At 69.0% G+C, this 17,946-nt stretch carries 16 protein-coding genes and 1 riboswitch; of the genes, 9 read left to right on the forward strand and 7 right to left on the reverse strand.

The genetic code is table 11. From position 1 onward, the window contains the following. Positions 1-28 precede the first annotated feature (28 nt). From FA702_RS14740 to FA702_RS14755, 4 genes are read left to right on the forward strand one after another with little or no spacing between them, the layout of a single operon-like run. Positions 29-1,087, forward strand: a complete 1,059-nt coding sequence (locus tag FA702_RS14740) for an A/G-specific adenine glycosylase (protein WP_136956734.1) — start codon at positions 29-31, stop codon at positions 1,085-1,087. 28 nt (positions 1,088-1,115) lie between these two features. Continuing rightward, positions 1,116-2,432 carry a serine hydrolase gene (locus FA702_RS14745; RefSeq protein ID WP_136956735.1) on the forward strand — a complete coding sequence of 439 codons (1,317 nt, stop codon included), beginning with the start codon at positions 1,116-1,118 and terminating at the stop codon, positions 2,430-2,432. Next, positions 2,429-3,313, forward strand: a complete 885-nt coding sequence (gene nudC, locus FA702_RS14750; protein WP_136956736.1) for an NAD(+) diphosphatase — start codon at positions 2,429-2,431, stop codon at positions 3,311-3,313. The genes FA702_RS14745 and nudC overlap by 4 nt, the downstream gene beginning before the upstream one ends. Next, positions 3,310-4,020 (forward strand): DsbA family oxidoreductase, encoded by a 711-nt coding sequence (locus tag FA702_RS14755; RefSeq protein ID WP_210417550.1) that lies wholly within the window; start codon positions 3,310-3,312, stop codon positions 4,018-4,020. The genes nudC and FA702_RS14755 overlap by 4 nt, the downstream gene beginning before the upstream one ends. Positions 4,021-4,092: 72 nt before the next feature. Here FA702_RS14755 and FA702_RS14760 read toward each other — a convergent pair whose 3' ends face one another. Continuing rightward, the gene (locus FA702_RS14760; RefSeq protein WP_136956738.1) at positions 4,093-4,332 is read right to left on the reverse strand and encodes a hypothetical protein; all 240 of its coding nucleotides are present in this window, start codon (positions 4,330-4,332) and stop codon (positions 4,093-4,095) included. 146 nt (positions 4,333-4,478) lie between these two features. Further along, positions 4,479-5,846 (reverse strand): cell wall hydrolase, encoded by a 1,368-nt coding sequence (locus tag FA702_RS14765; RefSeq protein WP_136956739.1) that lies wholly within the window; start codon positions 5,844-5,846, stop codon positions 4,479-4,481. Between the two features lie 152 nt (positions 5,847-5,998). Next, positions 5,999-6,200, forward strand: a riboswitch (cobalamin riboswitch). 105 nt (positions 6,201-6,305) lie between these two features. Between FA702_RS14765 and FA702_RS14770 the strand changes: the two genes are divergently transcribed. The 4 genes from FA702_RS14770 (at position 6,306) to FA702_RS14785 (ending at position 10,810) form a co-directional block, all read left to right on the forward strand. Continuing rightward, a complete protein-coding gene (locus tag FA702_RS14770; RefSeq protein WP_136956740.1) occupies positions 6,306-8,210 on the forward strand; it encodes a TonB-dependent siderophore receptor in 1,905 nt (634 codons plus the stop codon). A 64-nt stretch (positions 8,211-8,274) separates the two neighbouring features. Beyond that, positions 8,275-9,084, forward strand: a complete 810-nt coding sequence (locus FA702_RS14775) for an ABC transporter substrate-binding protein (protein ID WP_255504590.1) — start codon at positions 8,275-8,277, stop codon at positions 9,082-9,084. Then, positions 9,081-10,046, forward strand: a complete 966-nt coding sequence (locus FA702_RS14780; RefSeq protein WP_136956742.1) for an iron ABC transporter permease — start codon at positions 9,081-9,083, stop codon at positions 10,044-10,046. The genes FA702_RS14775 and FA702_RS14780 overlap by 4 nt, the downstream gene beginning before the upstream one ends. Next, a complete protein-coding gene (locus FA702_RS14785; protein WP_136956743.1) occupies positions 10,046-10,810 on the forward strand; it encodes an ABC transporter ATP-binding protein in 765 nt (254 codons plus the stop codon). Before FA702_RS14780 ends, FA702_RS14785 begins: the two co-directional genes overlap by 1 nt. Here the strand turns inward: FA702_RS14785 and FA702_RS14790 are convergent. The 3 genes from FA702_RS14790 to FA702_RS14800 all read right to left on the reverse strand — a co-directional run bounded on the left by FA702_RS14790 (position 10,794) and on the right by FA702_RS14800 (position 14,877). Then, entirely contained in the window at positions 10,794-12,359 is a 1,566-nt protein-coding gene (locus FA702_RS14790) for a DUF389 domain-containing protein (RefSeq protein ID WP_136956744.1), read from the reverse strand. The two genes, FA702_RS14785 and FA702_RS14790, sit on opposite strands and share 17 nt — an antisense overlap. A gap of 137 nt (positions 12,360-12,496) precedes the next feature. Then, positions 12,497-13,627, reverse strand: a complete 1,131-nt coding sequence (locus tag FA702_RS14795; protein WP_136956745.1) for an acyl-CoA dehydrogenase family protein — start codon at positions 13,625-13,627, stop codon at positions 12,497-12,499. A 50-nt stretch (positions 13,628-13,677) separates the two neighbouring features. Further along, positions 13,678-14,877 carry an acyl-CoA dehydrogenase family protein gene (locus FA702_RS14800; protein WP_136956746.1) on the reverse strand — a complete coding sequence of 400 codons (1,200 nt, stop codon included), beginning with the start codon at positions 14,875-14,877 and terminating at the stop codon, positions 13,678-13,680. 402 nt (positions 14,878-15,279) lie between these two features. Between FA702_RS14800 and FA702_RS14805 the strand changes: the two genes are divergently transcribed. Next, the gene (locus FA702_RS14805; protein WP_255504591.1) at positions 15,280-15,954 is read left to right on the forward strand and encodes a Crp/Fnr family transcriptional regulator; all 675 of its coding nucleotides are present in this window, start codon (positions 15,280-15,282) and stop codon (positions 15,952-15,954) included. 18 nt (positions 15,955-15,972) lie between these two features. On the opposite strand, the gene FA702_RS14810 is transcribed toward FA702_RS14805, so the two are convergent. After that, the gene (locus FA702_RS14810; RefSeq protein ID WP_136956747.1) at positions 15,973-17,439 is read right to left on the reverse strand and encodes a TRAFs-binding domain-containing protein; all 1,467 of its coding nucleotides are present in this window, start codon (positions 17,437-17,439) and stop codon (positions 15,973-15,975) included. Between the two features lie 27 nt (positions 17,440-17,466). Then, on the reverse strand, positions 17,467-17,946 hold the full coding sequence (locus tag FA702_RS14815) for a nucleotide synthetase (protein WP_136956748.1): 480 nt from the start codon (positions 17,944-17,946) through the stop codon (positions 17,467-17,469).

Below are 17,946 nucleotides of genomic sequence, written 5' to 3' on the forward strand. Positions count from 1 at the left end.
TTGGCTGCTGCCATGCCATAGCGGCGCGATGCAGACCAGTGGCGAGACGAATTCGGGTGCGGGTACGATCGCCGGCGATCTGCTCGCCTGGTACGATGTCCATGCGCGCCGTTTGCCGTGGCGGCGGCTGCCGGGGGAGCCAGCGCAGGACCCCTACCGCGTGTGGCTGTCGGAAGTGATGCTCCAGCAGACGACCGTGGCCGCCGTCGGCCCCTATTTCGCGAAGTTCACCCAGCGCTGGCCGGCGGTGACCGATCTGGCGGCGGCGGACGATGCCGATGTCATGGCGGCCTGGGCGGGGCTGGGCTACTACGCCCGCGCCCGCAACCTGCTGGCTTGCGCCCGCGCCGTGGCGGCGATGGGCGGGAGCTTCCCCGATAGCGAGGAAGCCCTGCGCGCCTTGCCGGGGCTGGGCGCCTATACCGCAGCCGCCGTTGCCGCGATCGCTTTCGGGCGGCGCGCGGTGGTGGTCGATGCCAATGTCGAACGCGTGGTGGCGCGGCTGTTCGCCATTGCGGAGCCGCTGCCCGGCGCGCGGCCGGCGATTCGCGATGCCACCGACGCGATCACGCCCGAAGCGCGCGCGGGCGATTTCGCGCAAGCGATGATGGACCTTGGTGCGACGGTCTGCACCGTGAAGGCCCCTCGCTGCCTGCTGTGCCCGCTGCGCCCCGAATGCCGCGCCTATGCCGAGGGCGAGCCGGAGCGGCTGCCGGTCAAGGCGGCGAAGAAGGCGCGTCCCACGCGGCGCGGGCGCGCGTTCTGGATCGTGCGCGATGGCGCGGTCTGGCTGGTGCGGCGGCCGGGGAAGGGGATGCTGGGCGGGATGCGCGCCCTGCCGGACGATGGCTGGAACGCGCGCGCAGATGGCCATGGCGAACCGCCGCTGGCCGCAGCCTGGCGCTCGGGCGGACTGGTCCGACACACCTTCAGTCATTTCGATCTCGAATTGCAATTGATGCTTTGCGATGCTGCCGGTGGTGCTAGTCTGGCGGAGGGAGAATGGTGGCCGCTCTCCGGGATCGGGGAGGCCGGCTTGCCCACGGTGTTCGCCAAGGCGGCGCAACTGGCGCTGGCCGAAGCGTAAGGACGAGCGAGAGGCGATAGACGACCCCATGCGAAGCGAAGTTCTGCCCCCGTTCCGGGGCCTTTCCCGACGCGAGATCATGCGTGGTGGCCTGTTCATCGGCCTCGGCGGCGCTCTGTTTCCCCGGTTCGCTTTCGCCAGCGCGGCGGCCGAGGCGCAATGGCCGGCGGTGACGCAACTGCTCGATGGCTACGTGTCCGGTGGCAAGCTGCCGGGCATGATCGCGGCGCTTGGCTGGGGCAGCGCCCCGCCGGAAAGTATCGCGCGCGGCGTGGAGACGAAGGGCGAAGCCGCCCCCGTCACCATGGACAGCCTGTTCCGCGTCTATTCGATGACCAAGCCGATCACCGGCATGGCGGCGATGATCCTGATCGACGAAGGCAAGCTGCGCCTCGACCAGCCCTTGTCGGACATCCTGCCGAAGTTCGCGAAAATGCAGGTGCAGGTGACGCCGGACGGCTCGATCACCGATCTCCGGCCCGCGAAAACGCCGATTACGATCCGTCACCTGCTCACCCACACGGCGGGGCTGGGCTATTCGATCATCCAGAAGGGACCGATCAAGACCGCCTACGAACAGGCTGGCATCGTGCCCGGCCAGATCACGCGGTTGCCGGTGCCGGGCATGCAGCAGCCCGCCGCCATGCCCCGTAGCCTGGCCGAATTCGCGGACCGGCTGGCCGACCTGCCGCTCGTCTATGAACCGGGCACGCAATGGAGCTATTCGGTCGCGCTCGACCTGCTGGGACGCGTGATCGAGGTGGCATCGGGCCAGCCGTTCGAGCGCTTCCTGCAGGATCGCATCTTCGGCCCCACGGGCATGGACAGTTCGTGGTTCCAGGTGCCGAAGAGCGAAGTCGGCCGGCTGACCTCGAACTACGGCGTGCTCGGCGGATTCGTGGTGCCGCTCGATCCGGCGCAGTCCTCGATCTACCTCGATCCGCCGGCGTTCCCGTTCGGTGGCGCCGGGCTGGTCAGTTCCCCGCGCGATTATGACCGCTTCCTCACCATGCTGCTGGGCTATGGCACGATCGACGGGCGGCGGGTGATGAGCGAAGCGGCGGTACGGCTGGGTACCAGCAACCTGCTTCCGCCCGGCGCTGCCACCGACGGCACGATGATCGCGGGGGCGGGCTTCGGTGCGGGCGGGCGTGTGGGCATCGGCGTGGATGCGGGCACCTATGGCTGGGCCGGGGCCGCCGGCACGATCGCCTTCATCAACCACCGCGTCGGCAACCGCGCGGGCCTCTATACGCAATACATGCCCTCCGAAGCCTATCCGGTGCAAAGGGATTTCCCCAAGGCTGTGATCGCAGACCTGTTTCGTGGAAAGAAAGCCGCATGAACGGAACCACCATCGCCTTTGCCGGCAGCGCGCTCGACCGGGCGGATCATGTCCGCTCCGATCCGGACAAGCTGGCCGGCCTGATGAACTGGCGCGCGCGCCTGCTGCGGCTGGACGGGCTGGACCCGGTGCTAGCGCCCGAAGGCGGGCTGGACTGGGGCACGCTGGCCGATGCCGATCCGCAGGCCGAACTGGTTTTTCTGGGCCTGACCGAGGACGGCCGCGGCTGCTTCGCCGAAGTCGCGCCGCGTCTGGTGGGCAGCGTGGCGCCGCCCAATTCGCGCCTGTGGCAGGCGATGACGATGCTGGGATCGCAGGACCTCGCGATCTATGGCGGGGCGCGCAGCCTGGTGGACTGGCACGCCCGGCACCGCTTCTGTGCGCGGTGCGGCCATGCCACTGTGCTGGCCAAGGGCGGCTGGCAGCGTTCCTGCACGAACGCGGCGTGCAAGGCGGAGCATTTCCCGCGCGTCGATCCGGTCACGATCATGCTGGTGGAGCATCAGGGCAACCTGCTGCTGGGCCGCCAGCCGCGCTTTCCGCCGCGCCGCTTTTCGGCGCTGGCCGGGTTCGTGGAGCCGGGCGAATCGATCGAGGGCGCGGTGGCGCGCGAAGTGCAGGAGGAAGCGGGCGTGGTCGTGCGCGACGTGACCTATGTCGCCAGCCAGCCGTGGCCGTTCCCCTCGTCGCTGATGATCGGCTGCCACAGCCTGACCGACGATCCCACGCTCACCGTCGACACCACCGAACTGGAAGAGGCGCGCTGGTTCACCCGCGCCGAAGTGCGGGCGGCGCTGGACGGCGATGAGGAAGGGCCTTTCATCGCGCCCCCGCCGCACGCTGTGGCGCGGCACCTGCTGGAATGGTGGATCGCCCGATGACCGCGCCCGCTGCGCCAAAGCCGGTGACGATCGATATCTGGTCGGACGTGATGTGTCCGTGGTGCGTGATCGGCTACCACCAGTTGCAGAAGGGGCTGGCCATCCTGGGCGACGAAGTGGCGGCGACGATCCGCTTCCACCCGTTCGAGCTCAACCCCGACATGCCGCCCGAAGGCGAGGAGCAGAGCGCGCACATCATGCGCAAGTACGGGCGCAGCAAGGAACAGGCGGCGGAAGGCCGCTCGCAATTGCTGGCCATCGCCGAGCGGGCCGGCGCCAACTTGTCCTGGTCGGGCGAGGGCACGCCGCCGCCCGCGATGATGTGGAACACCCGCGCCGCGCACACGCTGCTGGTCCACGCGCTGCGTGATTACGATGCGGAAACCGAAGTGCGGCTGAAGCTCGCGCTGTTCGAGGCGCATTTCCAGCACCGCCGCAACGTTTCGGACCAGGGCGTGCTGCTCGATGTGGCGGAAAGCTTGGGGCTGGACCGCGCCCGCGCGCAAGCCGCGCTCGACGATCCGGAACTGGCCGCGATTGTCGAGGCGGGCGAGCAGCAGGCGTGGGACTGGAACATCTCGGGCGTGCCGGCGATGGTCGTCAACGGCAAGTACCTGATCCCCGGCGCGCAGGAACCGGACGTCTATGCCAACGCCCTGCGCCGCGTGATCGCGCGCGAGGCGGCGGCGGGGGCAATACCTGAATGAACTTCCGCTATCGGGTGACCACGAAAATCGGCTCATGGGCGGGAATGGCGGGGGGAGCGGACGTTTTGGCTATTACCATCCACCGCCCCAATATTCAGCGATACCGCCAGCGGCAAAGCCTACGCCAATAGCAAGGATGAACACGCCAAAGCCGGTAAGTGCTTTGCGCATGTAACCCTTGTGCTTGTCTAACTTCTTGAAACCGCTAGCCCACATTGGAAGCCAGTAGCGGCTAGCGTAAACGAGAGCAGCAACACCGACGCACCAAGCGCCGACGAACACCACTTCCATGCTCTTGGCGAGAAACGTCATCCCGCTTTTTTGCACGGCGCTTCGACGTCCGCAATCGTGCCTGTTCGGCATGGCTTGACCGCCTCAACTGTCGAAGAAAGCGGACTGATAACCAGTCCCCACACCCGTTCGTCCTGAGCTTGTCGAAGGACGCGCGTGGAGCCGGTCTACCCCTGCGGCTGCGCGATCCACTTGCCGCTGTTCTGGTATTCGGGCCGGATGGTGTTGGCGCCGGGCAGGTTCGATCCCGCAGGATGCGAACCGGCGGGAGGTGTGCCGGGCAGCCGGTCGCTCGCGCGGAACACGGCATCGCCGCCGCGCTGCTCGATCGCCGGCGCATAGGCGGGCGCGGTGGCGTGGGGCAGCGGCGCCTGCCCGAACGCGGCGGACGTGGCCGCCGGCACCGGCGCGGCCTGCTGTTGCAGCGCGGCCAGGCGGCCATCCTCGTAGGCGCGGGCGAGCGCGACCGGATCGGCGATGTCGGTGGGCGCGGGCGTCCAGGTGCGCGGATGCGGCGCGGCGATCGGCTCGCCCCCGGCATAGACCGCGTTGAACGCCGCCGGGCGGCCCGCGCCGCCGCTCCAGCGGTAGAACCGGTGCGCGCCGATCGTGCCGATGAACGTCAGGCTGTCGGCCCAATAGGGGTGGATCGCGCTGGTGTGGTAATGCGTGGCCAGGCCCACCGGGGCATAGACGTACCCGGCCAGCGCATCGCGGGCGACGCGCCGCGCGCGTTCCCAGAACGCCACCATCGGCCGGCGCGCCAGCGATCCGTCGCAGGCGAAGCTGAACTGGCAGCCGGGCCGCTCCGATCCCTGATAGACCACGCCGCACACGGTATTGGGGAAGGCGGGATGCGCCACGCGGTTCAGCACCACTTGCGCCACCGCGCGCTGACCGCTGTCGGGTTCCGAAGCGGCCTCGTAATAGATCGCCGCCGTCAGGCATTGCAGCGCGCGCCACTGGTCCTCGCCGCTGCCGCGCGCGAAGATCGGCCGCGCGGCGGGGCCGGCGGGCTCGGCGGTGGAAGCGACCTCCTCGTCGTCGCGGTGCGCGGCCCAGGCCTGTTCGGCGGCATTGGGCGCGATCAGCCCGGTATCGTCGGGTGAGACATAGTAGAAGGCCGATCCGGGAAAGCTCTCGCCCGCCTGCTCGAACGGCTGCAGCGCACCCGCTTCGGCCTGCGCGGCGGCGCGGTCGATTCCGCCGGGGCTGCCCCAGCCGATGGGGCCGAGCACCATCGCGAACAGGCCGATCGTGGCCACGCCGGCCAGACGCTGGCGCAGCAGCGACGGGGTCCGCAGCCGGCGCCGCACCGACACCATGTCGCGCCGGCGGATGCGCGCGGCAAAATCGCGCGGGCGGGGCATCGGCAAGGCGCAGGCGGCGGTCGCTTCAGTGGCTTCGGTGCGTGCCAGGGGAACCGGCGTCACGCCATCGAGCACTGCCGAAGCCGCACGCGCCGCATCCCGCGCCGGCGAGGGCGTGGCCTCGGGCGGAAGGGCGAACGGACGGTAGGCGATCTCCAGCGGCATCGGGTCTTGGACGCGTTCCTTGTACTTTCGTGCGCTAGCGCGCGCGGAAAGGTCCCGCACGCGCGGCGTTCGCGCCGTCCCAGGGCGGCACAGACCCGCGTCATAGGGTGAATCGGTTAAGACTCTTGCCCGTGCCTGCGTTCGGGGCTACGCGCCGCAGCGACGCCACCGGTGCCCCTAAAGGGCCAAGAGGGAATCCGTTGAAGGACCAGTCGGTCCCCGAACCGGAGCTGCCCCCGCAACTGTATCCGGCGAGCGCCCTGTCCACGATGCCACTGGCCGCACGGCCGGGAAGGCGGGCGGGGGGCGATGACCCGGAGAGCCAGGAGACCTGCCGGTGTGTGGTCGTTCCGCGGCCGGGCGGGGTGTACCGGGCGCACGCGTCGTGAGTTCCGCCCGTTGGCCCGGCGGTCCTCCCGCCATGAACGGCAGTTCGTTCATGGGCTGGGAGTCTGAAGAATGCCGGGCAAGTATCTGTTTTTCCTTACCGTATCCCTGTTGGCCGCCACGCCGGCGCTGGCCCAGGACGAGATGGCGCAACCGGCGCCCGCCGCCGTCTCCGCCGATGCGCAGATCACCGTGCTCGCCACGGGCAGCAAGCTGCGGCTCGACCAGACCGGGCAGGCCGTCACCGTCATCACCGCCGACCAGATCGCGCAAGTGCAAGGCCCGGACCTGACGCGCGTGCTGGAGCGCGTGCCGGGCCTCACCTTCTCGCGCAACGGCGGCCTTGGCGGCTTTACCGGCGTGCGCCTGCGCGGCTCCGAAGCCGAACAGGTGCTGGTGCTGATCGATGGCGTGCGGGTGGAAGACGTGTCCTCGCCGTCGGGCGGCTACGATTTCGGCAACCTGCTGACCGGCGGGATCGACCGCATCGACGTGCTGCGCGGCTCGAACTCCGTGGTCTGGGGCAGCGCCGCGATCGGCGGCGTCATCGCGGTGACGACGAAGGAAGTGAACGGCGCGGAAGCCAGCGTCGAATATGGCGCGAAGGAAACCGTCTCCGCCGATGCCGTGGCCGGCGTGGCCAACGATCGCTATGCCTTCTCGCTCAACGGCGGCTACGCGCGCACCGATGGCGTGTCCGCCGCCGCGACCGGCACCGAGCCGGACGGCTATCGCCAGTGGCGCATCGGCGGGCGCGGGCGCGTGAACCTCACCCCCGATCTCTCGCTCAACGCCGTCGCGCGCTATGCCGACAGCCGGCTCGATATCGATGGCTATCCGGCGCCGACTTACACCGTGTTCGGCGACACGCCCGAATTCCAGAAGACGCGCCAGTTCTCGGGCCGCGCCGGGTTCCACTACGCCGGCAGCGCGCTCACGCTCGACGGCGGCTACGCGCTCGCCGATACGCGCCGGACCTACTACGATCCCACCTACGGCACCGATCCGCAGTACGGTTACAAGGGCCGCAGCCAGCGCGTCGACCTCACCGGCCGCATCGCGCTGCCCGCGCATTTCGCGCTCGATTTCGGCGGGGACAGCGAATGGACGCGCTTCTCCTCCACGTTCGATCCCCAGCGCAGCGCGCGCCTCTCCAGCGGCCACGCCCTGCTCGGCTGGTACACCGACCGGGCCAGCCTTGCCGCCGGCGTGCGTGTGGACGATCACAGCCGCTTCGGCACGCAGGCGACGTTCGGTGCCAATGGCAGCGTCCGCGTGGTGCAGGGCCTGCGCCTGCGCGCCAGCTATGGCGAAGGGTTCAAGGCGCCCACACTCTACCAGCTCTATTCGGACTACGGGAACCAGGGGCTCAGCCCCGAACGCAGCCGCAGCTACGATGCCGGGGTCGAATATACCACGGCCGATGGCGTGTTCCATGCCTCGGCCACCTGGTTCCGGCGCGATACGCGCAACCTTATTTCCTATGTCTCGTGCTTCTCGGTCACCAGCCCGCAGTGCGCGGGCGGGCGCTTCGGCTTTTACGACAACGTTGGCAAGACTCGCGCCGAAGGCGTGGAGCTGGAACTGCGCGCCGATGTCAGCCCCACGTTCCGCGCACAGGCGGTCTATACCTATGATCGCGCCCGCAACCTCACCGTCGCGGACGCGAACTACGGCAAGGCGCTCGCCCGCCGCCCACGCAACGCGCTGACGCTTTCGGCCGACTGGACCTCGCCGCTCGCTGGCCTGACCCTGGGTGCGGATGTCCGCCTTGTCAGCGACAGTTTCGACGATGCGGGCAACCGCACCAGGCTCGATGGCTACGAACTGACCACGCTGCGCGCCAGCTTGCCGTTCGGGGATTTCTTCGAACTGTTCGGCCGCGTCGAGAACCTGTTCGATGAAAAGTACCAGACCTCGGCCGGATACGGCACCTGGGGCCGGTCCGCCTTCATCGGCGCGCGGGTGCGGTATTAAGAAACGCCGCGCCTCGCCCTTCCTCACCCCGCCGGCCTTGGGACGGCGAGGCCGGGGGCTGGCGTTGCTGGCGGGCCTCTGCGCGTGCACACCCGCCACGCCGCCACCTTCGGCCGCGCGCGCGCATCCCGCGATCGTTTCGCTCAACCCGTGCAGCGATGCGATCCTGGCCGAAGTGGCCGATCCGGGGCAGGTGCTGGCGCTGTCGCACTACAGCCGCGATCCCCGGTCGAGTTCGATGGACGTGGCGCAGGCCCGGCGCTTCCCCGCCACGCGCGGCACGGTGGAGGAAGTGCTGGCGCTCCATCCCGATCTGGTGCTGGGCGATACGTTCCTCGGCCCGGCGGCGCGCGCGGCCTATGACCGCCTCGGTATTCCGGTTGCCCAGCTTCCCATCGCGATGAACGTGGCCGACAGCCGCGCGCAGGTCCGCCGCATCGCCGCGCTGGCGGGGCATCCGGAGCGCGGCGAGCGGCTCGTCGCGCGGATCGACGCCGCGCTTGCCGCCGCCGCGCCGCCGCCGGGTGCCGCGCCGGTGCCCACGGTCGTCTGGCAATCGGGCGGGATCGTGCCGGGCGAAGGCACGCTGATCGCCGACCTGCTCCGGCGCACCGGCTTTGCCAGTTTCAGCGCCGCGCGCGGGATGCGCCAGGCGGACGTGCTGCCGCTCGAACGGATGCTCGCCGATCCACCGCGCCTGATCCTGGTCGCGTCCGACGCGCACGGCGATGGCGATCGCCTGCTGCACCATCCCGTTCTCGCCGCGCTGGACGGCACCCGGCGCGAAACGCTGGCGTCCGGCCTGCTCTATTGCGGTGGTCCCACGATCGTCCGCGCGGCGGCGCGGCTGCGGCAGGTGCGGGCTTCGCTATGACCCTGCGCCTCATCCCCGCCCTGCTTGTCGCGCTGGCGCTGGCCGTGCCGCTCTCGCTGCTGGCAGGGCAGGTTTGGATCGATCCGCTGGCGCCGGCCGCGCGCAACGCCGTGCCGATCCTGATCGAGCTGCGCCTGCCGCGCGCGGTGCTGGCGCTGCTCGTCGGCGGCGGGCTGGGCGCGGCGGGCGCGGCGATGCAAGGCTATCTGCGCAATCCGCTGGCCGATCCGGGGCTGTTCGGCATTGCGCCGATGGCGGCGCTGGGCGCGGTGCTGTCGTTCTGGACGGGCTATGCCGCGCAAGCCTGGCTGCTGCCGCTGTTCGCGCTCGCCGGCGCGGGGCTGGGCATGGCACTGCTGGCGCTGATCGCGGGGCGGACCGGCGGGGTGGCGCTGTTCACGCTGGCGGGAATGATGATCGCCAGCCTGGCCGGCGCGCTCACCAGCCTCGCCATCAGCCTGGCGCCCAATCCCTTCGCGCTCAGCGAGATCGTCACCTGGCTGATGGGCGCGCTGGCCGATCGCGGCTGGCCCGATGTGCTGATCGCGTTGCCGCCCACGCTGCTTGGCCTGCTGGTGCTGTGGCGCACCGGCCCCGCGCTCGATGCGCTGACGCTGGGCGAAAGCGCGGCGCGCTCGCTTGGCGTCGATCCCCCGCGGTTGCTGTGGTTGATGGTCGCGGGGGTCGGTCTCGTCGTTGGCGCGGGCGTGGCGGTCGCCGGGATCATCGGGTTCGTTGGCCTCGTCGTGCCGCATCTCGTCCGTCCCTTTACCGACCGCCGCCCGTCGGCGCTGTTCCTGCCCAGTGCGCTGGCCGGGGCGCTGCTGCTGCTCATGGCCGATTGCCTGTGCCGCGTCCTGCCGCTGGCGGGCGGCGAACTGCGCCTCGGCATCGCGCTCAGCTTGATCGGCGCGCCGTTCTTTCTACGTCTGCTGCTGGCGATGCGGCGGGAGATCGCGTGATGCTCGCCGCCAAGCAGATCTCCGTTCCCGCCCGGCTCGAGGCGATCACCACCGCGCTGCGCCCTGGCGAAGTGACCGCAATCTGCGGCCCCAACGGCGCGGGCAAGTCCACGCTGCTCGCGTGTCTCGCCGGGCTGCACGCGCCGACGGAAGGCGTCGTGTTGCTCGATGGCCATCCTGTCGCCACGCTACCGCCGCTCGCCCGCGCGCGCGCCATCGGCTTCCTGCCGCAGGACGGCGCGGTCGCCTGGGATGTCACCGTGGAAACGCTCGTTCGGCTCGGTCGCCTGCCGCACCGCGCCGGACCCGAAGCGGACGCCGCCGCGGCGCGGGCTGCCATGGCCGCGCTCGATCTGGAGGGCTTCGCCGCGCGGCCCGTTTCCGCGCTATCCGGCGGCGAGCGCGCCCGCGCCCTGCTGGCGCGCGTGCTGGCGGGTGAGCCGCGCTGGATTCTCGCCGACGAACCGCTCGCCAGTCTCGATCTCGCGCACCAGCTTGCCTTGCTGGCCCGCTTCCGCATCCTCGCGGGGGGCGGAGCGGGGGTGGTCCTCGTACTCCACGATCTCGCGCAGGCGATGAACCATGCCGATCGCGTCCTGATCCTCGATCAGGGTCGCCTCGTGGCCAATGGGCCGCCCGAAACGACGCTTACCCCCGCGATGATCGGGGAAGTGTGGGGCCTTGATGGCCATTGGCTGGGCGAGCCGGGCGCAAGGGCGCTGGCTTTCTCTCCGGCAGGAAACGCGCCTACTGGCCGCCGCTAAACGGCGGCGGCGCGAAGATTTCCAGAATCGCGGTGCCGGCCGGGGCAACCTTGCCGGGCATGGGTTGCGTCGTGATCCCGGCGCCGGCCAGTGCCCCGGGCAGGGCTTCGTCGTGTGCGTCCTCGGGCATGGCGATGCGGACGTGGGCAACGCCCCAGCGCTGCAAGGCCCAGATCGCGACACCGGCCGGAATCGCGTCGGCGGGGGCTCCCTCGGTGGTGAGCGCGACGCGCAGTTCCGCCGTGGCGGGCGGGATCACGCGCACGCTCCAGCCCTCCGCCGCGTCGGTGGCGATGCGCTCGGCCTGAAGATAATCGGTCAGCTTCCAGCCGGGCGCAGCAACCGGCTGGATGTTCACCGCGCGTTCGGTGCGGTTGATCCACAGCGCGGTGGTGGGCAGGCCGATGCTGGCGCGGATGCGGGCATAGGGCGGCACGTCGGCGGCGATCCCGGCGGCGGTGCGTTCCATCGCCGCGTCGATCATGGCGCGGGTTTGCGCGGGCAGGTCGGCGGCCAGCACCTGCTGCAGATTGACCGAGACTTCCGGCCCGACCTTCGGTGCCAGGAGATCGTGGACGCGCTGTTCGCCGTTCGCCGCGTATTGCGGGGCGACCACGACCGCATTGACCGAGGGATCGCCGAACAGGGGCCAGTGCACGTCCATCTGCGCGATGCTGGCGCCCCGCTGGCCGGAAACCTGCTCGATCGCGCTCCTCGCGGACGAACGCAGCGTCGCCTCGCGCTTTACCTGCACGAGTGTCATGGCCAGCGGGGTGGCCAGCGCCAGGAACGCGGCGACACCGGCTACGGTATGCGTGGTGGTCCATTGCACGTTCTGCAATGGCCGCGCCGCGCCGGAGAGCCGGGCGACCAGCGCGAAGGCAAAGGCGATGGCGGAAAGGTTGGTCAGGAACAGCAGCAGCGCGCCCAGCGCGAAGGTGGGTTGCAGCGTGGCGATGCCATAGCCGACGGTGGTCAACGGCGGCATCAGCGCGGTGGCGATGGCCACGCCGATCGCGGTCCCGCCCTTGCGCATCACCGTGGCGTACCCGCCGGCGATGCCGGAAAGCAGCGCGACGGCGAGGTCGAGCAGGGTCGGCTGCGTGCGGGCCAGAAGTTCGGGCGTGGCGTTGCGGATCGGGCTGATCCAGGTGATCAGCATTCCGGCGGCAATGCCGATCGCCGCGCCCACCAGCACCACGCGCGCGGCATCGCGGATGCGCTGCCCGTCGATCGAGGCGAAGCCGAAGCCCAGCGCGGCGATCGGGCTCATCAGTGGCGAGACCAGCATCGCACCGATCACCACGGCGGTTGACGATTGCAGCAGGCCCAGCGCCGCGATGCCGGCGGCCAAGCCGCACATCAGCATGTACCCGCGTGTCAGCGCGCCATCATCCTGCACCTGATGCCCCAGTTCACGCGCGTCATCGGGCGAGAGCTCCGGAAGCAGGATAAGCCGGGCGAACCGGACGCGCCAGCGCATCAGGCGATGCCGGAGCGGAGCGATTCGGGAGGAGAGCGCGGCGGGATCGGGAAAGCGGAAAGCCATGCCGGGAGGATAGCGGCCTCGCTGCCGGTCGCCAAATCCGCAGGGTCCTTGCCGCCGATGATTTCATCCGCACCGGATGCGAAAAGGGCATGGAACCGGTCCATGCCCTTTCCCTTGCTTCAATATCCGCAGGCCGATCAGGCCGGAAGCGTCAGCGCCTCGTAGCGTTCGAGATGCCAGTCGGCGGGGCCGAACTGGCTTTCGATCATCGTCATGCGCTTGAAGTAGTGGCCGGCGGCCAGTTCCACGGTGATGCCGATGCCGCCGTGCGTCTGCACCGCGTTCTGGCCGATGAAGCGCAGCGACTTCGAGACCTTGGCCTTGGCGAGGCTCACCGCCGCCTTGCGCTGTTCGGCCGGCAGGTCGAGCTTGAGCGTGCCCATCAGCGTCATCGAGGCGATCTGTTCGGCCTCGATCATCATGTCGGCCAGGCGGAACTGCAGCGCCTGGAACCGGCCGATCGGCTGGCCGAACTGCTTGCGTTCCTTGGTATAGGCCAGCGTCAGTTCGTGAAGCTGGCGCCCGGCGCCCTGGCCTTCGGCGCAGACGGCCATCGTGGCTTGGTCCATCACCTGCTCGATCAGGTCCATGCCACCGGGCAGCAAGGCTTCGCCGGGGACGGCGACGTTCTCGAAATAGACTTCCGAGGCCTGGAACCCGTCGACTGTCGGGTAGTCGCGGCGCGTCACGCCCGCACTTTTCGCGTCCACCACGAACAGCTCGACGCCGCCGCGTTCGTTGCCCGATCCGCCGGTCCGGGCGGTGACCAGCAGGTGCGTGGCCCACGGCGCGGCATAGACCACCGCCTTGTGACCGTTCAGCACATAGCCGGCGCCGTCCTTGCGCGCGGTGGTTTCGATCCGCGCCAAGTCATAGCGGCCCTTCGGCTCGGCATAGGCGAAGGCGAAGATCACATCGCCGCCGATGATGCCGGGAATCAGCGCGTCGGCCATCGCGCCGCCCGCCGCCTTCAGCGCGCCGCCGCCGATCACGGCGGTCTGGAGGTAGGGTTCGATCGCGATGACCTTGCCCAGTTCCTCCATCACGATCAGGTTTTCCAGCGGCCCGCCGCCCAGGCCGCCCTGTTCCTCGGAAAAGGGCGCGGACAGGATGCCCAGCTCGGTCGCCAGCGCGCGCCAGATGCCGGGATCGCGGCCTTCGGGGCGCTCCAGCATCTTCTTGCGGGTTTCAAAGTCGTAGGTGTCCGCCAGGAAGCGCGAAAGCGTGTCGCGCAGCATGTCCTGCGTTTCGGTGAAGCTCAGGTCCATTCGTATCTATCCTCTCGGTCGGCCGCCGGATGGCCAGCCTGTTGGCTGGCTCAGAGGCCGAGAACCATCTTGGCGATGATGTTGCGCTGGATTTCGTTGGACCCGCCATAGATGGTGGTCTTGCGCATGTTGAAATAGCTCGGTGCGGTGTGGTGCGCCCAGTCCGGCCCGATCGGGTGCTCGTTGTCCCCTTCGCCGAAGCCGCGGAAATAGGGCGCGCCATAGTGCCCCGCCGCTTCCAGCGCGAGTTCGGTGATGCGTTGCTGGATCTCCGAACCCTTGATCTTCAGCACGCTCGATTCCGGCCCCGGCCCGCGCCCGGCGGCTTCGCCGGCCAGCGTGCGCAGTTCGGTGAATTCCAGCGCGGTCAGGTCCATTTCCAGTTCGGCCACCTTGCGGCGGAAGAACGGATTGGCCAGCAGCGGACGGTCGCCGTCCATTTCCGACGAGGCGATCGAGCGCACCCGCTCGATCCCGCGCTTCGAGGCCGCGACGCCGGCGATGCCGGTGCGTTCGTGCGCCAGCAGGAACTTGGCGCAGGTCCAGCCCTTGTTCTCTTCGTACACGCGGTTTTCGACCGGCACCTTCACGTCTTCGAGGAACACCTCGTTGACTTCGTGTTCGCCGCCCAAGGTGATGATCGGGCGCACGGTGATGCCCGGCGTCTTCATGTCGATCAGCAGGAAGCTGATGCCTTCCTGCTGCTTGGCATCGGGATTGGTGCGGACCAGGAAGAAGCCCCAGTCGGCATGCTGCGCCATCGTGGTCCAGGTCTTCTGGCCGTTGACGATATAGTGCGTGCCGTCGTCGCTCAGCACCGCGCGCGTGCGCAGCGAGGCAAGGTCGGAGCCGGAGCCGGGCTCGGAATAGCCCTGGCACCACCAGTCCTCGCCCGAAAGGATGCGCGGCAGGAAGCGGGCCTTCTGCTCGGGCGTGCCGAAGGTGTAGATCACCGGGCCGACCATGGTGATGCCGAAAGGCATGATGCGGATGCAATCGGCCCGCGCGGTTTCCTCGGACCAGATGTAGCGCTGCGTCGCGGTCCAGCCGGGGCCGCCGTACTCGACCGGCCACGCGGGCGCGATCCAGCCCTTCTTCGCCAGCACCTTGTGCCAGGACAGGAAATCCTCCTTGCTCAGGTCGCCGCCCTCGTCCTGCTTGCCGCGCAGCTGGGCGGGGTAGTTTTCGGCGATGAACGCGCGCACTTCGTCGCGGAAGGCAAGCTCTTCCGGGCTGAAATCAAGGTTCACGACGTCTCTCCCTTTTATAGACCGTCAGGCGCTGTCCGGCGAACGCGAAGGCTCTCGGAACAGGTTTAATCGGGCGACTGAATAGCAGGAAAATTGCCCGGTTTTAAGCGGGTGATGCAGGCTTTGGCGCAAGATCGCGGCAGCGCCGGACGAGGCTGGATGACGTAACGGAAAGAAACGCGGCAAGGCGCCGAGGCGGCCCTTTCGGGCGGTCTGCGGCGGCAGCGCGGATGCGCGGGTAAGCGCGGGAAAAGCACGCCGCGCGAATCGGGTCCGGCCCTGAAACCGGCTTGGCGCGGGCCAGACGAAGTGTGATGAAACTCACGGACGCTGGCGTTGGCATGGTTCTACCATTTGGCCCTTGCAACGCTTCCCTGAAGCTGGAAACGCGAAGTACCGGGCATGTCGGGCAGGTCGAAGGGAATGCACAGGGACGAACGCATAACGGCGATCGCCGCGATGTTCGATTGCGCGCCCGCGCTGGCCGCACACGTCGAGCCATCGATGCAGGCGGTATCGTTCGCGCATAAGGCGGTGCTCGCCCACCAGGGCGATCCCTCCGAACATTGCTGGCTGGTGATCGGCGGCACCGTTCATATCCAGGTGAACGGCATCGACGGGCAGCGCGTGCAACTGGCCTATCACGGACCGGGTGAATTCTTCGGGGCCTACCCCGAACCGGCGACCCACCGCGCGGACATGGTGGCGCACGGCGCGGTCGATCTGCTGCGCATTCGGTGCACCGAACTGGCGGCGCTGGCCACGCGCGAACCGGCGCTGGCGGTCGGCCTTGCCAGACGGCTCGCGCGCCAGCTCGATCTGTCGTTGGACCGGATGGCGGCGCAGACCACGCTTTCGGCGCCCGGGCGCATTCATGCGGAATTGCTGCGGCTGGCGGATGCGGAATACCGCATTGTGCCGGCACCGCAGATTACCGCGCTGGCGCTCAACGCCAACACCGCGCGCGAAACCGCCTCGCGCGCGGTCAGCGCGCTGGAGCGGCGCGGGATCGTGGAACGGTCGGAACGGGGCCTGACCATCCTGGCTCCACGCATGTTGCGCGATATGATCTACTGACCGGGCGTTTGCTGTTAATCAGCGCACCGCCAGCAGCCCCAGCGCCAGATCTCCCTGCGCCGACGCGATCTGGCCGAAGTTTTCGCAGTGCAGGTCCGGCGCGTGCAGGGTCAGCGCCAGCGCCAGCGAGCGGGATACCGGCACTTGTCCGGGCAGCCCCGCACCGGCCACGCGCACGGCCGTTTCCAGGCGCTGCGTGGTGTTCCCGGCCGGATCGTAGGCGCCATAGGTCACGCCCAGCGTGCGGCCGTGCAGCGTCACGTCCGCCAGCGCTATGCGCGCCGCCGCGACCGGATCGTCGAATCGCGCGATGGTGAACGCGCCGTGCCGGACCAGCGCCGCGCCGGCGTGGGCGAAATGGTCCGCCGGCTCGCCATCGGGCACGGCGACAAGCGCCTCGCGCGCGAAGGTGGGCGGGGGGCTGGTCGTGGAGCCGCTGCGTTCGAGCGGGACTCGTTCGATGGGCAGGCCACGGTCGCGCCAGGCGGCGTCCAGCAGCGAACCTTGCGCCCGCGTGCCGTCGCCCAGCCGCAGCGCCACGGCATGGCTTTCGAGTTGGCGGGCATGGCGGATCGCGCAGCCCATCGCCATCTCGTCGCCGACGTAGATTCCCGATTGCGAAACCGCGTCCAGCGCCTCGATGGTTTCCACCGAAGCGGCGGCTTCGAGAATGGCGTCGAAACGCGCTTCCCAATGCGTGCCGAAGCGGGAGACCGAATCGTGGCGGAAGCCCTCGATCGTGGCGGGCAGCATGACGTGCAGTTCCACGTCGCGTTCCAGCAGCGCTTCGGCGACCATGATGTCCGCCCCCGCGGCCAGCGCGCCGAAGGCGAAGCCGGGCCGGATGCGATCCACCGCCTCGGCGATCCGTTCGGGCGATTGCGCCTGATCGGGCGCGACGTGGATGATGCCGCTGAAATGCAGGCTTGCCGGTGGACGATAGGCATCCAGCCATTCCGCCGGCCGCGCGAGCGTCGCCATGATCAGCCGGAAATGCCGCAGGGTGGAGGCGTGATCCTCCCACGCGCGCGGGGCCTGCCGGACGGCCTGCGCCAGCACCGCCTGGCCCTTGTCGATCTCGCCCAGCAGCAGGCACGCTTCCGCGCGAGTGGCGTGCAGCCAATAGGCGGTTTCGGGTTCGTGATCGCCCGCATCGAGCATGGTCAGGACGCGGGTGGCCAGGATCGCCGCGTCCTTTTGGTTGCCTTCCAGCAGTGCGATCGTTGCGGCGTTGATCAGCGGATAGGTGGCCGGCATCATCGCCGCAGCCGAGAGATAGGCCTGCCGCGCCGCGCCCAGCAGGCGGGTGCGTTCCGCCGTCGATGGCGCGGAAAGGCCCCGGTCCTTCAACAGGCGGCCCTTCAGCGTCAGCGTATCGGGATGCCGGTCGCCTTCCAGCGCGGCGTCGGTGAACATCTGCCACGCCCGCATCGTATCGCCGCTGCGGGCAAGCCGTCTGATGATCGGGATTTTCGAATTGTGCACGGCTTGCCCAGCTTTCCTTGCGGGGTTTCAGTTGAGCTTCGGCGGCGGGTTCTTGATGTCCGGATCGATGCTCATCCCGATCCAGCGCGGACCCCTGCGGCTCTTCTGCAGCAGGTCGATGTTCACGTTGAAGGCGTGCGTGGTGCCGAACTTGCCGCCCTTGTTGAAGCGCGCCACGAAACGCACGATCTTGTAGCGATCCAGCTTCTCGTCATAGCCGTCGTATTCGAGATTGCTGTAGAACGCGCCGAGATTGGCATCCTTCATGGTGATCGCGTCGAACGCCTTGGAGAAGAACAGCTGGTCGCCCTTCAGCACGATCTCGACCATCGTGTCTTCGGTGATCGCGATATAGTCCTGCGCTTCCTGGCCATCCTGATCCATCTTGAGCACGATCGCGCCGTTGCGGGCATAGAGGCTGATCGTGAAGGTCAGCGCCTTGCCGGCCGCCGTGCGCAGCGCGGGATCGTGGGGAAGCGCGTATTGCGCGGGGGAACATTGCGACAT

This window comes from Novosphingobium sp. EMRT-2, assembly GCF_005145025.1.
Taxonomy (GTDB): Bacteria; Pseudomonadota; Alphaproteobacteria; order Sphingomonadales; family Sphingomonadaceae; genus Novosphingobium.

Bases quoted from the DNA above. Each gene is read 5' to 3' on its own strand.
- FA702_RS14740 (WP_136956734.1), top strand. From the start codon at position 29: ATGCAGACCAGTGGCGAGACGAATTCGGGTGCGGGTACGATCGCCGGC.
- FA702_RS14745 (WP_136956735.1), top strand. From the start codon at position 1,116: ATGCGAAGCGAAGTTCTGCCCCCGTTCCGGGGCCTTTCCCGACGCGAG.
- nudC (WP_136956736.1), top strand. From the start codon at position 2,429: ATGAACGGAACCACCATCGCCTTTGCCGGCAGCGCGCTCGACCGGGCG.
- FA702_RS14755 (WP_210417550.1), top strand. From the start codon at position 3,310: ATGACCGCGCCCGCTGCGCCAAAGCCGGTGACGATCGATATCTGGTCG.
- FA702_RS14760 (WP_136956738.1), bottom strand. From the start codon at position 4,332: ATGACGTTTCTCGCCAAGAGCATGGAAGTGGTGTTCGTCGGCGCTTGG.
- FA702_RS14765 (WP_136956739.1), bottom strand. From the start codon at position 5,846: ATGCCGCTGGAGATCGCCTACCGTCCGTTCGCCCTTCCGCCCGAGGCC.
- FA702_RS14770 (WP_136956740.1), top strand. From the start codon at position 6,306: ATGCCGGGCAAGTATCTGTTTTTCCTTACCGTATCCCTGTTGGCCGCC.
- FA702_RS14780 (WP_136956742.1), top strand. From the start codon at position 9,081: ATGACCCTGCGCCTCATCCCCGCCCTGCTTGTCGCGCTGGCGCTGGCC.
- FA702_RS14785 (WP_136956743.1), top strand. From the start codon at position 10,046: ATGCTCGCCGCCAAGCAGATCTCCGTTCCCGCCCGGCTCGAGGCGATC.
- FA702_RS14790 (WP_136956744.1), bottom strand. From the start codon at position 12,359: ATGGCTTTCCGCTTTCCCGATCCCGCCGCGCTCTCCTCCCGAATCGCT.
- FA702_RS14795 (WP_136956745.1), bottom strand. From the start codon at position 13,627: ATGGACCTGAGCTTCACCGAAACGCAGGACATGCTGCGCGACACGCTT.
- FA702_RS14805 (WP_255504591.1), top strand. From the start codon at position 15,280: ATGTCGGGCAGGTCGAAGGGAATGCACAGGGACGAACGCATAACGGCG.
- FA702_RS14815 (WP_136956748.1), bottom strand. From the start codon at position 17,946: ATGTCGCAATGTTCCCCCGCGCAATACGCGCTTCCCCACGATCCCGCG.